At 71.1% G+C, this 18,200-nt stretch carries 12 protein-coding genes; 2 read left to right on the forward strand and 10 right to left on the reverse strand.

From position 1 onward, the window contains the following. Positions 1–2: 2 nt before the first annotated feature. From ABZ845_RS15120 to ABZ845_RS15165, 10 genes are all read right to left on the reverse strand, one after another. On the reverse strand, positions 3–1,235 hold the full coding sequence (locus tag ABZ845_RS15120) for an O-antigen ligase domain-containing protein (protein ID WP_360978518.1): 1,233 nt from the start codon (positions 1,233–1,235) through the stop codon (positions 3–5). Position 1,236: 1 nt separating this feature from the next. Further along, the gene (locus tag ABZ845_RS15125; RefSeq protein WP_360978521.1) at positions 1,237–2,754 is read right to left on the reverse strand and encodes a right-handed parallel beta-helix repeat-containing protein; all 1,518 of its coding nucleotides are present in this window, start codon (positions 2,752–2,754) and stop codon (positions 1,237–1,239) included. An 8-nt stretch (positions 2,755–2,762) separates the two neighbouring features. Continuing rightward, positions 2,763–4,739: an alginate lyase family protein gene (locus tag ABZ845_RS15130; protein ID WP_360978523.1), complete on the reverse strand. Its 1,977-nt coding sequence runs from the start codon at positions 4,737–4,739 to the stop codon at positions 2,763–2,765. Beyond that, positions 4,736–6,925, reverse strand: coding sequence for a bi-domain-containing oxidoreductase (locus ABZ845_RS15135; RefSeq protein ID WP_360978526.1), 2,190 nt, complete (start codon positions 6,923–6,925; stop codon positions 4,736–4,738). Before ABZ845_RS15135 ends, ABZ845_RS15130 begins: the two co-directional genes overlap by 4 nt. 17 nt (positions 6,926–6,942) lie before the next feature. Beyond that, positions 6,943–8,877, reverse strand: a complete 1,935-nt coding sequence (gene asnB / locus ABZ845_RS15140; RefSeq protein WP_360978529.1) for an asparagine synthase (glutamine-hydrolyzing) — start codon at positions 8,875–8,877, stop codon at positions 6,943–6,945. A 3-nt stretch (positions 8,878–8,880) separates the two neighbouring features. Continuing rightward, the gene (locus ABZ845_RS15145; RefSeq protein ID WP_360978532.1) at positions 8,881–10,434 is read right to left on the reverse strand and encodes a Wzz/FepE/Etk N-terminal domain-containing protein; all 1,554 of its coding nucleotides are present in this window, start codon (positions 10,432–10,434) and stop codon (positions 8,881–8,883) included. Beyond that, complete coding sequence (locus tag ABZ845_RS15150) at positions 10,431–11,798, reverse strand: Wzz/FepE/Etk N-terminal domain-containing protein (protein WP_360978535.1); 1,368 nt, start codon at positions 11,796–11,798, stop codon at positions 10,431–10,433. Before ABZ845_RS15150 ends, ABZ845_RS15145 begins: the two co-directional genes overlap by 4 nt. Beyond that, the gene (locus ABZ845_RS15155) at positions 11,795–13,060 is read right to left on the reverse strand and encodes a glycosyltransferase family 4 protein (RefSeq protein ID WP_360978538.1); all 1,266 of its coding nucleotides are present in this window, start codon (positions 13,058–13,060) and stop codon (positions 11,795–11,797) included. Before ABZ845_RS15155 ends, ABZ845_RS15150 begins: the two co-directional genes overlap by 4 nt. Beyond that, a complete protein-coding gene (locus ABZ845_RS15160) occupies positions 13,050–14,375 on the reverse strand; it encodes a nucleotide sugar dehydrogenase (protein ID WP_360978541.1) in 1,326 nt (441 codons plus the stop codon). Before ABZ845_RS15160 ends, ABZ845_RS15155 begins: the two co-directional genes overlap by 11 nt. Before the next feature lie 79 nt (positions 14,376–14,454). Beyond that, positions 14,455–15,933, reverse strand: coding sequence for a sugar transferase (locus ABZ845_RS15165; RefSeq protein ID WP_360978543.1), 1,479 nt, complete (start codon positions 15,931–15,933; stop codon positions 14,455–14,457). A 662-nt stretch (positions 15,934–16,595) separates the two neighbouring features. Here ABZ845_RS15165 and ABZ845_RS15170 point away from each other — a divergent pair. Together ABZ845_RS15170 and dmpI are read left to right on the forward strand one after the other, a co-directional pair. Further along, entirely contained in the window at positions 16,596–17,462 is an 867-nt protein-coding gene (locus ABZ845_RS15170) for a LysR family transcriptional regulator (RefSeq protein WP_360978546.1), read from the forward strand. A 111-nt stretch (positions 17,463–17,573) separates the two neighbouring features. Next, positions 17,574–17,756, forward strand: coding sequence for a 4-oxalocrotonate tautomerase DmpI (gene dmpI / locus ABZ845_RS15175; RefSeq protein ID WP_360978549.1), 183 nt, complete (start codon positions 17,574–17,576; stop codon positions 17,754–17,756). Positions 17,757–18,200: the final 444 nt, after the last annotated feature.

Genomic DNA, 18,200 nt, shown 5'->3' on the forward strand with positions numbered 1-18,200 from the left:
GCTCAGGTCACCTCCGATCTCCGGGCCCAGCTCGGGACATGTCGTTGAGGGACTTCGGGCGTCGCGAGCGGAGCGGCAGCGGCAGGTGCCGCGAGCAGTGAGCCGGCCAGGGCCAGATGCAGCAGATACGGCGAGGCGTCGCCCAGCCCGGCCTCGGTGTACGAGGCGATCGCGCAGTAGCTGATCAGGAAGATCGCGCAGGCCCTCTGCAGCGACGGTGGCCGCAGCAACGCGACGCCGCCCAGCACTATGATGATCACTGCGACCAGGGTGACGCCGATCAGACCCTGCTCGTTGTAGACGGCCAGCCAGCTGTTGTCGATCGGCAGCCCACCGAACGACTTGTCGCCCAGGCCCACGCCGAACAACTTCTCCGAGCCCGACCGGGGCGCGGCCAGCAGGGCGTCCCAGACCTTGGCCCGACCGGTGAGGTTGGAGAAGTTCTCCTTGCTCTGTCCGCGCAGGAACCACGACTGCAGCGCGGAGGCGAACCCCACGGCGGCCACCGCGGCGCACAGCACCGCCCAGCTGAAGAACCGCCGGGCCGCGGCGCTGGTCAGCATGAGCGAGCCGATCGCCAGCACCAACCCGATGAGCAGGCCGAGCGTGGCCGTCCGGGTGTGGGTCAACGCGAGCAGGACGAGTGACGGCACGATGATCACCGTCGCGCCGGCCCTGTCGGTCCTGCGGCCCAGTACGAGCAGCACGGTGAGCCCGATGATCACCGCGGCGTACTGTCCGATCTGCGGCGGGGTGAGCGGCCACAACGCGCCGACAAGGCGTCCGCCGTAGAGATCGGGCAGGGCCGCGCCCGGCGAGACGACCAGGCCGGCGGCCACCGACCCGAGCACCGCGAAGTACATCCGGATGTGGTGCCGGACGAACGTCAGGCCGCCGTCCCACCAGCGGCTGAGCAGCCACAGCGTGCCGACGAAGAGCGCCAGCCGGGCGCAGCGGAACAGCGCGCCGAACCCGGACTCCAGGTTCGCGCTGGAGATCACGCTCGACACCAGCAGCAGGGTGAGCGCGAACAGGTAGGCGCTGGCCCGGACGCGCAGCCGGAGGTTGACCGCGAGCGCCAGCGCGAACGCGGCGACCAGCGCGCCCATGGTGACCATCTGGATGAGGGAGCGGGGCAGTGGGATGATGGTCTTCGCCCCGGCGGAGCCGAGCGTGTTGAGGACCAGCAGCCCCCAGACAGTTCCGACGATCTTCGGCGTGTGGTCCGCGCCCATCTCAACCACCGTCCTGTGCGCGGAAGGTGCTGCCCGCGTCCTGCTGGTACGTGCCCAGCCACTGCCCGAAGTCGAGTATCCGGCTCGGATCGTGGACGACGAATTTCCATGGTCCGATGTAGACGTTGTCGTACCAGCGGTTGTGCTGCTTGAGGGTGATCGCCTCGGCCACCCGATCGCCCTGGTACGGCGACCAGTCCGGGTAGGTGCCGTAGTTGGCCAGCATGGCCATTCGGTCGCACTTCACCGTGCAGTCGACGACGGACTTGTCCAGCACGAAGCGGTTGCCGTGGATGTCCACCCGCTGGGTCTTCCACCGGCAGTCGGCGTAGAGCGGTGCGGTGGCGATCGCCGGCTGTGCGCAGCGACCGGTCTTCCCCACCAGCAATGTGCAGTCACCGGACGAGGTGTTGGCCGGGCTGTTGCAGAACCGGTCCGCGTTTTCCCACAGGGTGATCCCGGACCAGTTGTTCTCCAGCACGTTCCGGTAGATCTCGATCTTGTCCGTGCGGGCTCGGATCCGTGGTTCTCCGCCGGATTCGGACACGTAGATGGTCGCGAAGGGGAAGTCGTCGCCGCGGTCGGCGTACCTGCGGCCCTCGACCCAGTTGTTCCGCCGGATCGTGTTCTTCCGGATGACCGCGTTGTAGCTGGTCTCGTAGATCAGCGCGGCACCGTCGTTGGCCTCGAGCACGTTGTTCTCGATGAGGAAGTCGTTGTTGTCGGTGTCCGCCCACAACCCGGGTCCGCGGTTGTCGTGCACCCAGTTGCCGCGTACGTCGGCGCCGTCGACGGCCCAGAACTTGACGCCTCCGGTGCAGCCGCAGCCCGGCTGCCGCCGCTCCCAGTCGTCCCTGTTGTTGCCCACGATCTCGTTGCCCTCGACCACCAGGCCGCTGATCCGGCCGGTGGCCTTGTACGCGTTCATGCCGTACTGACCGTTGCCGCGCAGGCAGCTGGCGCGGACCTGCTGGCGGGCACCGGCCATGAGCCCGGCGCCGGAGTTGTTCTGGATCGTCGCGTGCTCGATCACCCACCCGTCGGCCGAGTCATGGTTGACCACGCCCTCGTCGTGCGGAGCGACGAAGCCCTGCACGGTCAGGTAGCGGATGGTGACGTTGCGGGCGGTGCCGCCGAACGCGTACTGGTTGGTCTTCCGGCCGTCGAGCACCGCGCCCGGCGCGCCGAGGTAGCTGTCCCCCTCCTTGGGGATGACCTGGGCGTAGCGGTCCGGCTCGAGCCTGTGCATGCCCGGCCGAAGCCAGAACGTGGTGTTCGGGGGGCTGCTCTTGGTCTTCGCGGCCAGGTCGCCGGTCACCGCGGGGTCGACCGTCACCGCGCCCGCCGGCGCCTTCGCCGGCCCGGCCGCGGGTCCGGCGCACACCCGGGCCACCGGCGTGGATGGCTCAGCGGTCTGCTGTGGCCGTGCGCGCGGTGTGCTGTCACAGCCCGACACCGCCAGCAGGGCCAGCGCCAGCGGCGCCGCCGCCAACGCCCAGCGCCCCCTCTTGATCCCCACGCGCCCCCCTAGCCGCGGAACCTGAGCACGGTGGTGAACCCCGCCGCGCCGTCGGCGAAGCCGCTGCCGACCAGCGTGGTGGCGGGTTCCTTGCGTCCGAAGCCGGCGGAGTACCAGCCCAGCGGCGGGTCGGTCTCGCCGCGATGCGCCCGCCATGACAGCTCCCCGGGCAGGTCGAGCACCGCGGAGCGCCCCTCGCCGTCCCGGGTCCAGGTGAGCAGGGCCCGGTTCCCCACGAGGTCCGCGGCGATCGCAGGGCCGAGGTGGAACGCCAGCTGCACGGCCCCGCGCGGGCCGCGCACCTCGTCGACCACCCTCAGTTCCTTGCTCGCGGCCGTCAGCTCCACCCGGCGGCGGTGCACGGAGCGCTGGTAACCGTCGTGCTCGGCACACCAGCGGGCCATCCCCCTGTCGGAGGCGCCGGATGTGTCCGCGGCCAGCACGCGGCTGCGGGCATGCCGGGTCCACAGGAACGGGCCGCCGGAGACGGACTGGTCACCGCCGTCCAGCTGCAGGGTGTTGTGGCCGAGGGTCGACCGGAAGTACTGCCGCCACTCGGGTTGCCCGTGGTAGCAGAACGTCCCCGGGTCGGCGAGCACGTCGACCCCGTCGTGCCGGACCTCCACGGACAGCGCGTCCGCGTGGGCATGCGCGGCGATGGACAGGAATCCGTGCGGACCACCGTCGCAGCGGCACCAGATCTCCTCCGGACCGCGCAGGATGGTCATGCCCGCGTCGGCGAAGTGGCCTGGCCGGCTTGCCGGGCGGGTCACGGCCGGCGCGTTTCCCCTTTCCGCGTACGGCCGGATCAGCGCGGCCAGCAGCGGGGTGCGCACATCGGTGCCGGTCACCGCCGGCCACCAGGCGAGCCGGCCGAACACGGCGTCCCCGGTGGCCAGCAGCGAGGCCCAGCGGTCGGTGCCCGCGCCGTCCACGACCAGACCGTGCCCGTCGTCCGCGTCCCCCTGGCGCGGCGGCCGGAGCCGGTTGTCCACGATGGCCGCGAGCGCGTCGGTCATCCGCAGCAGCACCAGCCGGATGGACGCGGGGACCGGCACGTCAGCGGCGTCCGCCTCGGCCACCGCGGTCAGGCCGAGCTCCAGCACAAGTCCGTGATACTCGGTGGCCAGCTCGCGGTTGAGGCCGGAGGCGAAGGTGTTGCTTCGCAGATGCCGCTCCAGCGACCGCAGGGCGTCGGCTCGCCAACGCGCCGACGAGGGGAACCAGCCGAACGCGCAGGCCGCTGCTAACTGCCCGGCGGCCTCGGCGATGACGTGGTTGTTCGCCGAAGATCCCCGGCTGGGGAAGGCTGCCAGCCAGCGCTGGTGGTGCCAGATCTGGTTCAGCGCCACCGGGTTGTCCTCGAACAGCCCGGCCGCGCCCGGCCAGCCTTCGAGCAGCCGGCGGATCCACACCCAGGACAGCAGCCGGATGCCCAGCTCGATGCCGCTGATCCAGTGCACTCCGCGCAGCGGTGGGTTGGCCACCCACCACGACCGCAGGTGCACGGCCACTCGCTCGGCGTACCGCTCGTTCCCGGTGATCGCGTAGGCGGCGGCGAGCACGGTGAGGTACTGATGCCGGGACAGTTCCCAGATCTGCTTGATGTCCCCGACCGCTTCCTCGTTCCGGTACGGCACGTCGAAGGCGTAGCCCCACGGAGCCCGGCGCCCGGTCTTCGGGTCGCACCACCAGTCCGGGTCGGCCAGATCGTCGCGGACCACCCCGAAATACTCGGCGTGCCCGTACATCAGCCGGTCCGCCTCGGCGATCAGACGTTTCGCGGCGTCCGGAGGTATGGCGGCGATCGTCCCGGCGGGCAGTAACGAGGTGAACCGGGCGCCGGTCACACTCGGGCAGTCCGGCCGCGCCGACCGCCACCGCCGTCTGCGCACCGCGTCGCCCACCCGGCCGCCGACCTCCCGCGGTGCCATCCGGGACAGCCGCCGCAGGTACCAGCCCGGACTCCCCGAGCTCACAGTCATCGCGTCCTCGCCAGCGTCACCGGCGCACCGCCGGCCAGGCCGGCCTGCACGGCGAGGGTGGCCGCCGTGGTGGCGACCAGCGACTCCAGAGGCACCGGCATCGGCCCGCCGGTCCGCACGGCCTTGACGAACGCGGCCAGCTCGGCGGACTGGCCCTTGTCCCGGGCCTTGGGCAGCCGCGAACTGAGCCACCGCTTGCGGCCGTACACCGCGGTACGGACGAAGTCGTCGAGCTGCAGCACCTTGCCGTCCGCGACCAGGTCCAGCGTCTCCTTGGGGAAGCCGGCCGCGCCGGTGGTGACGTAGCTGATGGTGGCGGTGGACCCGTCCGGGTAGCGCAGCACGATCTGCAGGTCCTCGTTGCCGGACGTGGCGACCGCGTACACCGAGACCGGGTCGGCCTCGAGCAACCAGCTCGCCGTGTCGATGAAGTGCCCGCCCTCGCCGGCGAACCGCGAGCCCTCGGTGCCCTGTTGGAGATACCAGCTGCCGTGGTCGAGTCGGCCCGCGTTGACCAGGTAGCGCAGGCTCGCCGGCCCGGTGCGGGCGCCGAACCGCTTCCTGGCCTCCTGCAGCAGCGGCGCGAACCGGCGGTTGAAGCCCACCTGCAGACGGTCGTTGCCGGACTCCTCCACCGCCGCGAGCACTCCGGCCAGCTCGTCCTCGGTGAGAGCCAGGGGCTTCTCCACGAACACGGTCTTGCCGGCCAGCAGCGCCTTTCGGGTCAGTTCGGCGTGCGAGCTGTGCCGGGTGACCACGAACACCGCGTCGATGGACGGGTCGCCGAGCACGGCGTCTAGGTCGGTGGTCGCCTCGGCGAAGCCGAACTTCCGCTGCGCGTTGGCCGCGGACAGCGCCGTCGTGGTGACGACCGTCGACAGCTTGACGCCGTCGCGCTGGGCCAGGTGCGGCAGCAGCATCGACGTCGCGTAGTTTCCCGCGCCGACGAACGCGAGGCGCACCGGCGTCCTGGCGGCCCGGGCCGGGGCGGACACCGTGCCGTTGCGCCGCACCGCGGGCACGGCCACGACTGGGGCCTCCGCTTCGGCAGCCTGGTCGGGGTCGGCGGGGTACCGGAACAGCACCGCCACGGCCTTGAGGCCGCCGTCCTTCAGACGCTGGTACGTCTCGACGGCGTCAGCGAAGTCGGCGACATGGGACACCAAGGGCTCCACGTCGACGCTGCCGCGGGCGACCAGGTCGAGGAAGCACGCCAGGTTGCGGCGCTCGGTCCAGCGCACATGGCCGATCGGGTAGTCCCGCCCCTCGAGCTCGTACTCCGGGTCGTAGCGCCCGGGGCCGTAACTGCGGGAGAACCGGACGTCGAGTTCCTTCTCGTAGTACGCGTTCCACGGCAGGTCCAGGCGGCACTTGCCGATGTCGACGACCCGGCCGCGGTCCCGGCTCAGCCGGGCGGCCAGCTCGACGGGCTGGTTGCTGCCGCCGCCGGCGGCCAGGTACACCTGATCCGCGCCGTGACCGCCGGTGAGCTCGGCGACGGCCGCTTCCACGGCCGCGGACGCCGGATCTCTGCAGGTCACAGCGCCCAGGCGCTCGGCGAGCTCGCAGCGCACCGGGTCGGGATCGGCCCCGACGACACGGACGCCCGAGGCGGCAAGAAGCTGCACCACCAGCTGCCCGATCAGCCCGAGGCCGATGACCAGTGCCACTTCGCCGAGCTGTGACTCGCCCTGGCGGACGCCCTGCAGCGCGATCGACCCGACGGTGCCGAAGGCGGCGTGCCGCGGAGCGAGGCCGTCCGGCACCCGGGCGTAGAGGTTCTTCGGCACCCAGTTCAGCTCGGCGTGCAACGCGTGCTCGTTGCCGGCGCAGGCCACGAGGTCACCGACCGCCACATCGTCGATCCCGGCGCCGACCTGCTCGACCACCCCGCACAGCGAGTAGCCCAGCGGCGTGAAGGAGTCCAGCTTGCCCATCACCTTGCGGTAGGTGGCGGGCACCCCGTTGGCGGCCACGCTCTGCATGACCTTGGCCACCTGGTCCGGGCGGGAGCGGGCCTTGCCCAGCATCGACATGCCGGCCTCGGACACCTTCATGAGCTCGGTCCCGGTGGATATCAGCGAGTAGGCGCTGCGGACCAGCACACCACCCGGCTTGCACCCCGGCACCGGCACGTCGAGCACCGCCAGCTCGCCGCTCTTGTAGTTCTGTACAACCTGTTTCACCCGAACTCCTCTGATTCCTAAGCCGTCAACCGAGTGCTCTGGCCGGACCCAGAGGTCGCGTCGCGATACCAGTACTCGAGGGTCAGCACATGCCACAGATGCTTGGAGAAGTCCCGCTGCCCGGCGGCGTCCTCGGCCACGAGCCGCGTCAGCGCGTCACGGCGCAGGAACCCGGAACGGACGAGCAGGCCGTCGTTCACCACCTCGCGCACCAGCGGTGCCAGATCCCGGCTCATCCAGGCGCGCAGCGGGGCGCTGAACAAGCCCTTGGGCCGGTACACGATCTCCCGGGGCAGGATCGAGGTGGCCGCCTCCTTGAGGACGGCCTTGCCCTGCCGTCCGACGATCTTGCGATCGCCCGGGACGGCGAAGGCCGCCTTGACCACCTCGACGTCCACGTACGGCACCCGCACCTCGGTCGACGCGGCCATGCTCGACCGGTCCGTGTAAGCGAGGTTCAGGCCCGGCAGGAACATCCGGGCGTCGCCCAGGCACATGCGGTTGACGAAGTCGTCGAGGTCGTTGTCCTGGTAGATGTCCGCGTGCTCGGTCAGCACGTCCTCGACCGTCCCGGCCAGGTCCGGATCGACCAGGGCGAGCAGCTCGTCCTGGTCGTACATGGTGTAGCTGCGCCGGAACGCGGTCTCCTCCGGCAGCTCGGCGAAGGAGAGGAACCGCTTCGCGAAGCGCACCGACCGGAACCCCCGGCGGGACGTGGCGACCGGCAGCCGGTCCACGGTCGCCGACAGGCCCCGCCGCAGGGGCCGCGGGACGCGCTGGTAGCGCAGCGCCAGCAGGTTGGCCAGGTGCTTGCGGTATCCGGCGAACAGTTCGTCGGCGCCCATCCCCGAGAGCATCACCTTGACTCCGGCCTCCCGGGCGGCCGAGCAGATCAGGAAGGTGTTGATCGCGGCGGGGTCGCCGATCGGCTCGTCCAGGTGGTACGTCATCCGCGGCAGCAGGTCGAGCACATTCGGGGCGATCTCGATCTCGTGCAGGTCGACGCCGAACCGCTCCGCCACCCGCCGGGCATAACGCAGGTCGTCCGGCATCGCCTCGAACTTGGCGTCCTCGGCGCGGAACCCGATCGTGTAGGCGGAGATCCCGGGTCGGTGGCGGGCCGCCAGCGCGGTCAGATAGCTGGAGTCGAGACCGCCGGAGAGGAACGTCGCCACGGGTACGTCGGAGAGCAGGTGGCGTCGGGTCGACTCCTCGACGATGGCGGCCAGGTCCGGCTGCTCGCCGGCCAGGGCGCGCTCCCGGCCCTCGGCGGCGACGTCCTTCAGATGCCAGAACCGGCCGCGCTCCACCCGGCCGTCGGGCCGGCACCTCAGCCAGCTCCCCGGCGGCAGCTTCTCCGCTTCGCGGAACGCGCAGCGTGAGTCCGGCACCCAGTAGTACAGCAGCGAGGCCACCAGCGCCGCATGGTCCACCTGCAGCGGCCCGCCGGTCGCGGCGGCGAGCGACTTCAGTTCGGAGGCGAACACCAGGCCCTCGCCGCGCCGGAGCAGGAACAGCGGCTTGATGCCGAGCTGGTCACGGGCGAGCACCAGGTCACCGGTGCGCTCGTCGAAGATCCCGAACGCGAACATGCCGCGCAGCCGGGGCAGGCAGTCCGTGCCCCAGCGCCGCCAGGCCTCGAGCACCACCTCGGTGTCGGAGGTACCGCGGAAGCGCACCCCCCTGGCCGCCAGCTCGGCACGCAGCTCGGGCGCGTTGTACAGCTCGCCGTTGTACGTCAGGACGAGGCCGTCCGAGGCCATCGGCTGGGCGCCGGTGTCGGACAGGTCGATGATGGCCAGCCGGCGGTGCCCGAGGTGCACTTCGCCGTCACCGGCGGGGTGGCTGTACCGGCCCGCCCCGTCCGGACCGCGGTGGGCGAGGGTTGCGGTGAGCCTGTCGGTCACGGCCTTCCCGTCCGGCCATCGGTAAGTGCCTGCGATGCCACACATGTACTACCGCGCCTCCTGGTCGCTGTCCGGGACTCGTGCGGCCCACATGGGCAGCCGCTCCGTCCGCCGCCGGCCCTCCCCCACTGCCTGAACGGCGTGGGAGGTACCCCCACCGTTCTGCCGGGCCAGCCGCTCGCTCTGGCCCCGCAGCGCGATGTGCAGCCCGTCCCACAGCGTGCCGTCGGTCCGGTCACGCGGATCGGGGTCGATCAGCACCACACCGATCACCGGGATGCGCTGGTCCGCGAGCTGCCGCGCCACGGTGTGCAGCCATGCGGCGCTGCCGTGCCCGGCACGCACGACGAGCACGGTCTGGGTGCCGAGGTACTGCAGGTCGGTCCACGCCGTGCCGGGCGCGACCGAGCCGACGCCGAGCCGGCGTCCCTGATCCGGCACGGCCGCGGCACGCTCGCCGCTGACCACGGTCGGGTCTCCCGGCTTCGGGCGGCGGCCCGCGAGCTGCTGGCCGGGCAGACCATCGATGACGACCACCGGCTCCTCCGCCGCCAGCGTCCTGGCGACGTAAAGGGCGATCTCGCTCGTGCTGCGCGCACAGCCCAGTTCCAGCAGCGACACCGGTTCCGCGCAGTCGCGTACGGTGCGGGCCAGGGACGTGGTGAGCCGTTCGCGTGCCGCCCGGGTCCGTCGGCGCCGCCAGGGCCTGCCCGGCCGGCGGGGCAGCTCCGCGATGACCGAGGCGCCCAGGTTCGCCGCGATGTCCCGGCGCAGCACGGGGCGGTCCGCCACCACCGTGCCGACCGCGGCCAGCGCGAGCCCGAGGAAGAGCCCGAGGACGAGCCCGATCCCGGCATTGGTGACCGCGGCCTTGGGCAGGGAGTGCGGCACCGCTTGCGGGGCGTCCACGATCTGCGTGCCGGCGATGACCGTGGGCGTGCCGGTACGCGCCTCCGCGGCGCGCTGGTCGAAATCGGCGATCCGCGAGCTGAGCTCGGCCCGGCGGGCGAAGAGCGACTCGATGCTCGCCGACGCTTTCGGGTCGTTGGCCGCCGGTCGGTCTCCGATCGCCTTGTTGACCTGGGCGAGCTCGTCCTGCATGCGGTCACGCTGGTCCAGCAGGGCCTTGGCCTCGGCCGCCGCGGCGTCTTGCATCCGCCTCACATGGTTCGCGACGAACGCGTCGGCCAGCGCCTTGGCCCGGGCCACCGCTTCCGCGTCGCTGTCGCCTGTCACAGTGATCTGCAGCAGGTTGTTGGTCAAGCCGGTACCCCGGTACTCCTGCATGAAGTCTTCCGGTTTTTCCGGGGACTTGAGGGATTGCAGGGCCTTTTCGGCGATCCGCGTGGTCCCCAGCAGCGCGACGTCGGTGCGGATCAGCGTTCCGGTGTCGTTCGGCTGGTCCTCCTGATGTGTGACCAGCACCTTGGTCACCGCGGTCGGCTGCGGCGGCATCAGGACCGCCATCGCCGCGCCGACCATCAGTCCCAGCAGCGCCATGGCGTACCAGAGGCGGCGGCGCCTGCGCACCGCCACCACCAGAGCCTGCAGGTCAAGGAGCGGAGTGGGGTCCGACGGCTCCGCAGTCTTGCTCGTCGTCACACCGAACCTCCCGTCGAGGGGCCGCGCACCGCGAGAGCCGGAGTGGCCTCGTCCGCGGGACGGTCGGCAGTTCGCGCCGGACGGGCCCGGACCGTGCCGGCGACGACGATGCCGACGACCTCGTGCCTGCCGTCCGCACACGCCTCGGAGATGCCGGCGAGCTCCTCCGCGGTCCAGCTGCCCGCGCTGAGGACGACCAGGGCACCGGACTCGGTGTCGCGGTCCGGCACCATCGGCCGGTCCACCGAAACCTCCAGCACGCGCAGCAGCGGATCACCCTCGGCCTCGGTGACGAGCTGCCCGGCGGCCCGGCGGGCGATCTCGTCGCCGTCCGGTACGACAACCAGCAGCCGCCGGGGGGCCGGCAGCTGGTCGCGAAGGCGGGCGCACACCCGCCGGTAGCGGATCCGTCTGCCGGCCTCGTCGCCGGACCTCTGCGGGGCCGGTGCGTCCCACCGGGTGTCGACTCCGAGGAGCCGGCGGATCCAGGCCCGTGGGCCCCTGCCTTGCGACCGGTGCGCGCGCCTTTCACCGGGCACGTCGACGGTGCCGAGGAGCGCCGAGCCCAGCGCCGCGGTGATCTCCGGTTCGCTGCGCAGTCGGCGGTTCATCCGTGCGGCGACGAGATGGCCGATGACCGCGAGCAGGAAGAACAGCAGCGCCCCGGCGACGATGAGCTGCATCCTCGTCGGCGGCGCCGCGCCGGTCGGCCGGGCCGCCGGCCCCATGACGACCATGCCGGCCTTGTTGGTCGCCGGGTCGGTCTCGTCCAGCTTCTTCATGGCGTCCTGCAGCGACGTGCGCAGCTTCTCGAGGTCGGTGCGGGCCTGCACGCTCTCCACGGTCTGACCCGGATGGGCCGCATTGGCCAGGTCGGTGATACGGCGGTTGGTCTCCGCCACCTTCTGCCGCAGCGCCTCGGTCTCCGTAGCCGCTTCGGAGTCGGTGCTGCCGCCCGCGATCCGCGCGGCGAAACCGACGAATTGCTCGGCCACCCGGTCGGAGAGCTGCTGCGCGCGCGCCGGGGTGTCGGCCGTACCAGAGATCTTGATGATGTTCCCGTCGCTGGCCGTGGCGCTCACTTGATCCTTCAGCTCGCCGCCGCCGACGCCCTTCCAGCCGAGCGTGGCAGCCGCGCCGTCGACCACTTCCGAACTGGTCGCGATGTCGACCTGAGTCAGCAGCTCGCGCTCCTCCCACTGCCCCGGCAGCAGGACCGATGCCGACGCCGTGTACCGAGGCGGAAACAGCACCGAGGTGCCGTAGCCGACGAGTGCGCCCACCACGGCGGCGATGGCGAGAAGCCGCCATCGCCGACCGAGAATCCGTCCGATCGTGACCAGGCTGATCGTGTCGTCGCTCAACGCCGCGGCCTCTTCCCTGTGCGGACCGGGTCGCCCGCCGACACCGGAGTCCGGTCCCGGCACGCAGCGGCGTAGGCGGCGAGCAGCGACGCCTGCGAGTTCCGCCAGGAAAGCTGCCCGCTGATCCGCTCCTGGCCGATCTTGCCCATCCGGGCCCGCTTCTCGGGATCGTCCAGCAGCAGCGCGATGAGCTTGGCGAACTCGGCCTCGTCGTTGGCGGGCGCGTAGACGGCGGCGTCACCGGCGGAGACCCGCGCCTCCCGGAGGTCGAACGAGACGATCGGCCGGCCCATCACCATGTACTCCAGGACCTTGTTCATGGTCGACACGTCGTTGAGCGCATTGCGCGGGTCGGGGGAGAGGCACACGTCCGCGGTGCACAGGTAGCGCACCAGGTCGGCGTCCGGAATGCGCCCGGTGAACTGCACCTGCTCCGAGAGCCCGAGCCGCCGGGACAGCTCCACCATCGCGTCGAAGGTGTCGCCGGCGCCGACGAACACCGCATGCCAGTCGGTCCGCCCGAGCTCGTCGCGCATCTTCGCAAGGGCCCGCAAGGCGTAGTCGACGCCGTCCTGAGGGCCCATGACGCCGAGGTAGCACAGCAGATGAGGCTTGCCGCGCTTCAACTCCGGTTCGGGCGGCACCGGCTGGAACCGGTCGGTCTGGGGGGCGCTGCGCACCACGAAGACGTCCTCCGGCCTCCGGCCGCCACGGCTCAGCGCGACATCCCGGTAGCTCTCGTTCGTGGCCAGCACGATGTCCGCGGCCCGGTAGGTCCGCCGTTCCAGCGCGCACACGGCGCGGTAGAGCAGATCTTCGCCGCGGTCGAACCGGGAGAGATACAGCTCGGGTACCAGGTCGTGCTGGTCGAAGACGAACCGTGCGCCGCGCCGCTTCAGCCACAGCGCCGGCAGGAACAGCAGGTCCGGCGGGTTGCAGGCGTGGACCACGTCGACGGGGCCGATCTTGCGGGCCAGCCGGGCCGTGTGCCACAACGCCGATCCGTACTCCCGCAGGTAGCCGGCCGGTCCTCCGGTGGCCGCGCGCAACGGGTAGCGGTGGATCCGCACCCCGTCGATCTCCGCCTCCGGCTCCGTGTCCCGCTTCGCCCCCTGGGGACAGACGACGTGCACCGTCCAGCCCGCGTCGCGCAGCGTCGTGCACTCCTGCCACACCCGCCGGTCGAACGGCACCGACAGGTTCTCCACCAGGATCAGCGCGCGCCGGTCCGGCCCGTCGCCGTTCGTTGCGTTACCAAGCAAGACCCATGTACCCCGGTTCGGCCCGGCGCGCCTCGGCGTCGGGAAGGCGGATGAGGTCGACAATCACGGGGCCGTCGCCATGGGGCAGCGCCGACAGCACCGCCGGATCCCTGGTCCCGACCAGGCACACCTCGGCGTGCTCGAGCACCTCGTCGACGGAATCCGCGAGCAGCTGCGCGAGGTGCGGAAGCCGGGTCTCGATGTACTCGCGGTTCGCGCCGAGCAGCCGGGAAAGGCTCACGTTGGCGTCATAGATCTTGAGGTCGTAACCCTTGCCGAAGAGCCGCTCCGCCAGCTCGACCAGCGGGCTCTCGCGGAGGTCGTCGGTGCCGGGTTTGAAGGACAGCCCGAACAGGCCCGCCCGGCGCTTGCCGGTGCGCTCGACCAGCTCCACCGCGCGCTGCAGATGGTCGGAGTTGGAGGGCAGCACGTGGGCGAGGATGGGCACCGAGACGTCGGCCCGCTGTGCCGCGTGGACCAGGCTGCGCAGGTCCTTGGGCAGGCAGGAGCCACCGAAGGCGAAGCCGGGCCGCAGGTAGGCGGGGCTGATGTTCAGTTTGCTGTCGGCCAGGAACACGTCCATCACCTGGTGCGAGTCCACCCCGAGCGCCTGGCACACCGCGCCCAGCTCGTTCGCGAAGCCGATCTTGAGGCCGTGGAACGCGTTGTCCGCATATTTGATCGCCTCGGCCGTCGGGACCGGCACCCGGAACACCTCGCCGGGCAGGCCGTCGTACAGCGCCAGCACCGCATCGCCGCTTGCCGGGTCGAGCTCGCCGATGACGGTCTTGGGCGGGTCGAAGAAGTCCCGCACGCTCGTGCCCTCGCGCAGGAACTCCGGGTTGACCGCGACCCCGATGTCCACCCCGGCCGTGCCGCCGACGTACTTCTCCAGGATGGGTACCAGCAGGTTCAGGCAGGTGCCCGGGAGCATGGTGCTGCGGAACACGACGGTGTGCCGTCCCCCCTGCTTGGCCCCCTCGGCCAGCGCGGCGCCGATCTGCTCGGTGACCCGCTCCAAGTACGTGGTGCACAGGCTGCCGTTGGGCTCCGACGGCGTGCCCACGCAGACCAGCGACACCTCGCTGCCCATGATCGCCTCGCGGACGTCGCCGGTGGCGCGTAAAGCTCCGGTTCTCACGACCTCGGCTATGAGCTCGCCGATCCGTTCCTCGACCACCGGGGCCTTGCCGTCGTTGACCAGGTCGACCTTCACCTGGTTCACGTCCACCCCGATGACCTCGTGACCCATGTCGGCCAGGCACGCGGCCGACACGCAGCCCACGTAGCCGAGCCCGAAAACGCTGACCCTCATGACCCGTTCCTCCCCCCAGGCAGGCCCTCCCGGCCTGCGGTCCGCGCGCCGGCTGTACGACGAGGCCGCCCCCCGCGCATCAGTAGGCCCCCTGCCCGTAGAGCACCGCACGCAGCGTCTTCCACAAGATCACTGTGTCCAGGGCGAGCGACCAGTCCTCCACGTACCGAAGGTCCAGCCGGACCGCCTCCTCCCATGGCAGGTCGCTGCGTCCGCTGATCTGCCACAGGCCGGTGAGTCCGGGCTTGACCAGCAGCCGCCGCCGGATGTCCGGGCCGTACGCGGCGGACTCCTCCGGTAGCGGAGGCCGCGGGCCGACGAGCGACATCGATCCGGTGAGCACGTTGAAAAGCTGCGGGAGCTCGTCGATGGAGTACCGGCGCAGCACCGCTCCCACCCGGGTCACCCGCGGATCCCGGCGGAGCTTGAAGAGCAGCCCGGCGCCCTCGTTGCGGTCGGCCAGCGCGGCACGTGCCCTGTCGGCCCCGGCGACCATGGTGCGGAACTTGAGAATGGTGAACTCGCGGCCGTCCTTGCCGACCCTGCGCTGTCGGTAGAACGCCCCGCCCCGGCTGTCCATCAGCACGAGCAGCCCGACAAGAACCATCAGCGGCGCGAACAACATCAGCAGGATCGCTGCGCCCAGCCGGTCGACGACCCCTTTGACCGCCCTGCGGCCCCCGGTGAAGGTCGGCATGCTGACCCGCAGCAGCGGGATCCCGAGCACCGCGTCGACGTGCAGCCGCGGGCCGGCCACCTCCATCAGCACGGGGGCCACGATCATCTCGGCGTCGCTGCCTTCGAGGTTCCACGCCAGCCGCTGCAGCCGGTCCGGTGACCAGTGCGGGTCCGGTGTGACCGCGACGACACGGTAGCCGTCGCGGCGGACGTGGCCCGCGACGTCCGCCAGTCGGCCGACGACCGGCACTCCGTCCAGCTGGTCACCGTCGAGCCCGAGACCGTCCGTCGTGCACACCGCATCCACCCGCCAGCCGAGGTGCGGGAACTTGCGGGTTCGGGTGATCAGATCGCTCACGGTGGCCGGGCTGCCGGCGGCGAGCACCGGTCTCAGGCACCGTCCTTCCTTACGCTGTTTGTGCAGCCAGAGGCGCAGCAGATACCGCGCGGTCATGGTGATGAGCGCGATCGCGGGGATCGCGACGAAGATCCAGAGCTTGATGTTGCGCGAGGTGAGGGCGATGCCGCCGAGCGCCAGTACGACGGTCGCCGTGAACAGTGAGCGCCCGAGCCGGCGGAATTCCTCGGCGCCCTGGCCGAGCACGGCCGGAGCCCACGACCGGCTCACCGCAAGCGCCCCCAGCACCAGCAGCTCGGTGCCGAACGCGAGGATTCCCCACTTCTCGTGCCAGTTGGCCGCGTCCCGGGCCCCGAAGAAGTTGCCGATCGCCGCCACCACGAAGGCGGTGGCCACGGTGTCGCTGGTGATCACGGTACGGCGGTACCGCTGCTCCCAGTCGATCGAGGTCTGTCTGATAGGCCCGTTCGCCAGATGCTCGTGCTCCGACGGAAACGGGCTGACTAATCCCCCTTGCCGCACAGAACCCCCCAGGTCCCCAGTGGTTCGACGTGTACGCCCAGCACTGTTCCTCCCCCCGGGAGGCCCCCGCCCCCCGCACGTTCCTCCCCTCGGGAGGCCCCTGCCCCCCGCGTCGCACTGTTCCTCGCCGCGGGAGGCCCCATCCCCCCACGCATGACCCGCGCATGACATCCCGGCTGTTCCAGGGCTACTTGAACGACTCGACCTGGCGGCAGCAGGCTCGCATGTCCTGCCAGGCCCTCGAGGTGCGCGGGAACCGTCGAAACCTTGGGTGCTCCCCGCACCCAAGCCCACTCGTGGGCTCCGCTGATCGATCACCCACACGTCTGGCGCCGGGAACACGACTGCTGGCATTCCGTAGCGCCGGACCTATAGATCATTAGCGGTCGCCTCATGTCCGAACAGCTGAAGCACGGTCAATCTAGACCATCGCGGCCAGTATGAAGAGAGGATGTGTGTAATTTGTGTTGAGCTTTCAGACTGGATCCACCGAACGGTCACCGCCTGCGGGTGCCTTGACGCCACCGCGCGCTCCGGCAACTCGCCCTGCCCCAGGGCGCGGCTGCCGCGCGGTAGTGAGCGGCGAGCTGCAGTGGGCCTTCCACGCAGGGCAGGGCCAGGGCGTACGGGCTCGGCGCATGCAGGCGCATAGGGTCGGGGACATGGAACTGCGGCAGCTCAGCTATTTCGTCACGGTCGCCGAGGAACTGCACTTCGGGCGTGCCGCCGAGCGGCTGCATATCGTGCAGTCCGCGGTCAGCCAGCAGATACGGCGCCTGGAGAGGGAACTGGGCGCCGAGCTGTTCGACCGCTCGCCACGGCACGTACGGCTCACTCCCGCGGGGGAGCGGCTGCTGCCCGAGGCACGGGCGGTGCTGTCGGCGGCGGACCGGGCCCGTGCCGCCGTGACTCCGGCGCCGGGGCTGCGTCTGGGCACCAGTACGGGGCTCGGCGCCCATCTGGACCGGATCCTCGCGGCCTTCGCCCGGCGGCTGCCTGACGTCCCCGTAGAACTGCTCTCACTCCCCTCGGCCCAGCGCCTCGCCGCGGTCGCCGACGGACGGCTGGACGGGGCCTTCGTACGTTCCGCGGAACCGGTGCCCGGTATACGGGTGTTGCCGCTGTGGTCCGATCCGCTGGTGGCGGCCGTGCCCGCCGGCCACCCCTTGGGGGAACGGACGGAGATCGGAGTCGAGGAACTGGCCGGGCTGCCCCTCACCATCACCTCACGCGCCAACAACCCGGCGCTGGTCGACCTGGTGGTGGGAGCGTGCCACTCGGCCGGATTCGAACCCGTGCCGGGACCGGTGTCCGGTTCGCTGCAGGACACCCTCGCCACCATCGGCAGCCGCCCGATGTGGACCGTGCTGTACGGCTCTCACGCCCGGATCGTGCACAGCCCGCGCGTGGTGTTCGTACCGTTCCGGCCACCGGGGCTCGCCCTGCCCACCGGGCTCGCCGTTCGCGCGTCCGCACCGCCGCCGTATCTGGACGAACTGCTCCTGGCCTGCGGCGATCACGAGAGCTGATCGCTGCGTACGCGGTCTGCTTCTTGGTCGCGGACGCCCCGCGCGATGGACTGTTCCCCGTACCGATCGACCGGCGGTCCAAGTGACCGCCTCACACAGGGGAGTTCAGTCATGCCGATCGTCACCGTCCAGCAGGGTCCGCGCGACATCGAGCTCAAGCGGGAGCTCGTCAAGCGCGTCACGGACGCCTTCGTCGACGCCTACAAGATCCCGGCGGAGACCGTGCAGGTGTGGATCCACGAGGTTCCGGCGGACAGCTGGGGAGCCGCGGGGAAGCTGATCGCCGACAAGTGACAAGAAGGGCGAACGGCGGGGGATTCGCGCCGGACCGAGGTCCGCGGGCCGGTCACGGGGGTGTGGCCCGCGGACGCCCGCCCGCGCAAGGCCGTTGGTAAGGGGGCGTTGCGGGCCGCTCGTGGAGGCCCGCAACGCCCCCCGGCTTCTGCCTGAGTGGAACTCAGGATCTTTCAAGGGGCGGACGGCGGGACGGCTGCGCGTGGAGTCGCGGTCGCGCGGTCACACTGCCGTCGCCCCAGGGGGTGTTGCATGAAGTGATACCTGCCAGGACGCCCCCGACATGCAGGGGACCGCCGCTGTCGTCCTGGCAGGAGTTCGTGACAGGTCTCCTCGGGGCTGGTGGGGGAGCTCGACGTGCGGAGTGGTGCACGGGGCGGAGGGACCCGTTGTGTGCCCGGGCCGGCGGCACGCCCTTACGCTAGAAGCCAGAGGGGTCCTCTC

This window comes from Streptomyces sp. NPDC047022, assembly GCF_040644155.1.
Lineage (GTDB): Bacteria > Actinomycetota > Actinomycetes > Streptomycetales > Streptomycetaceae > Streptomyces.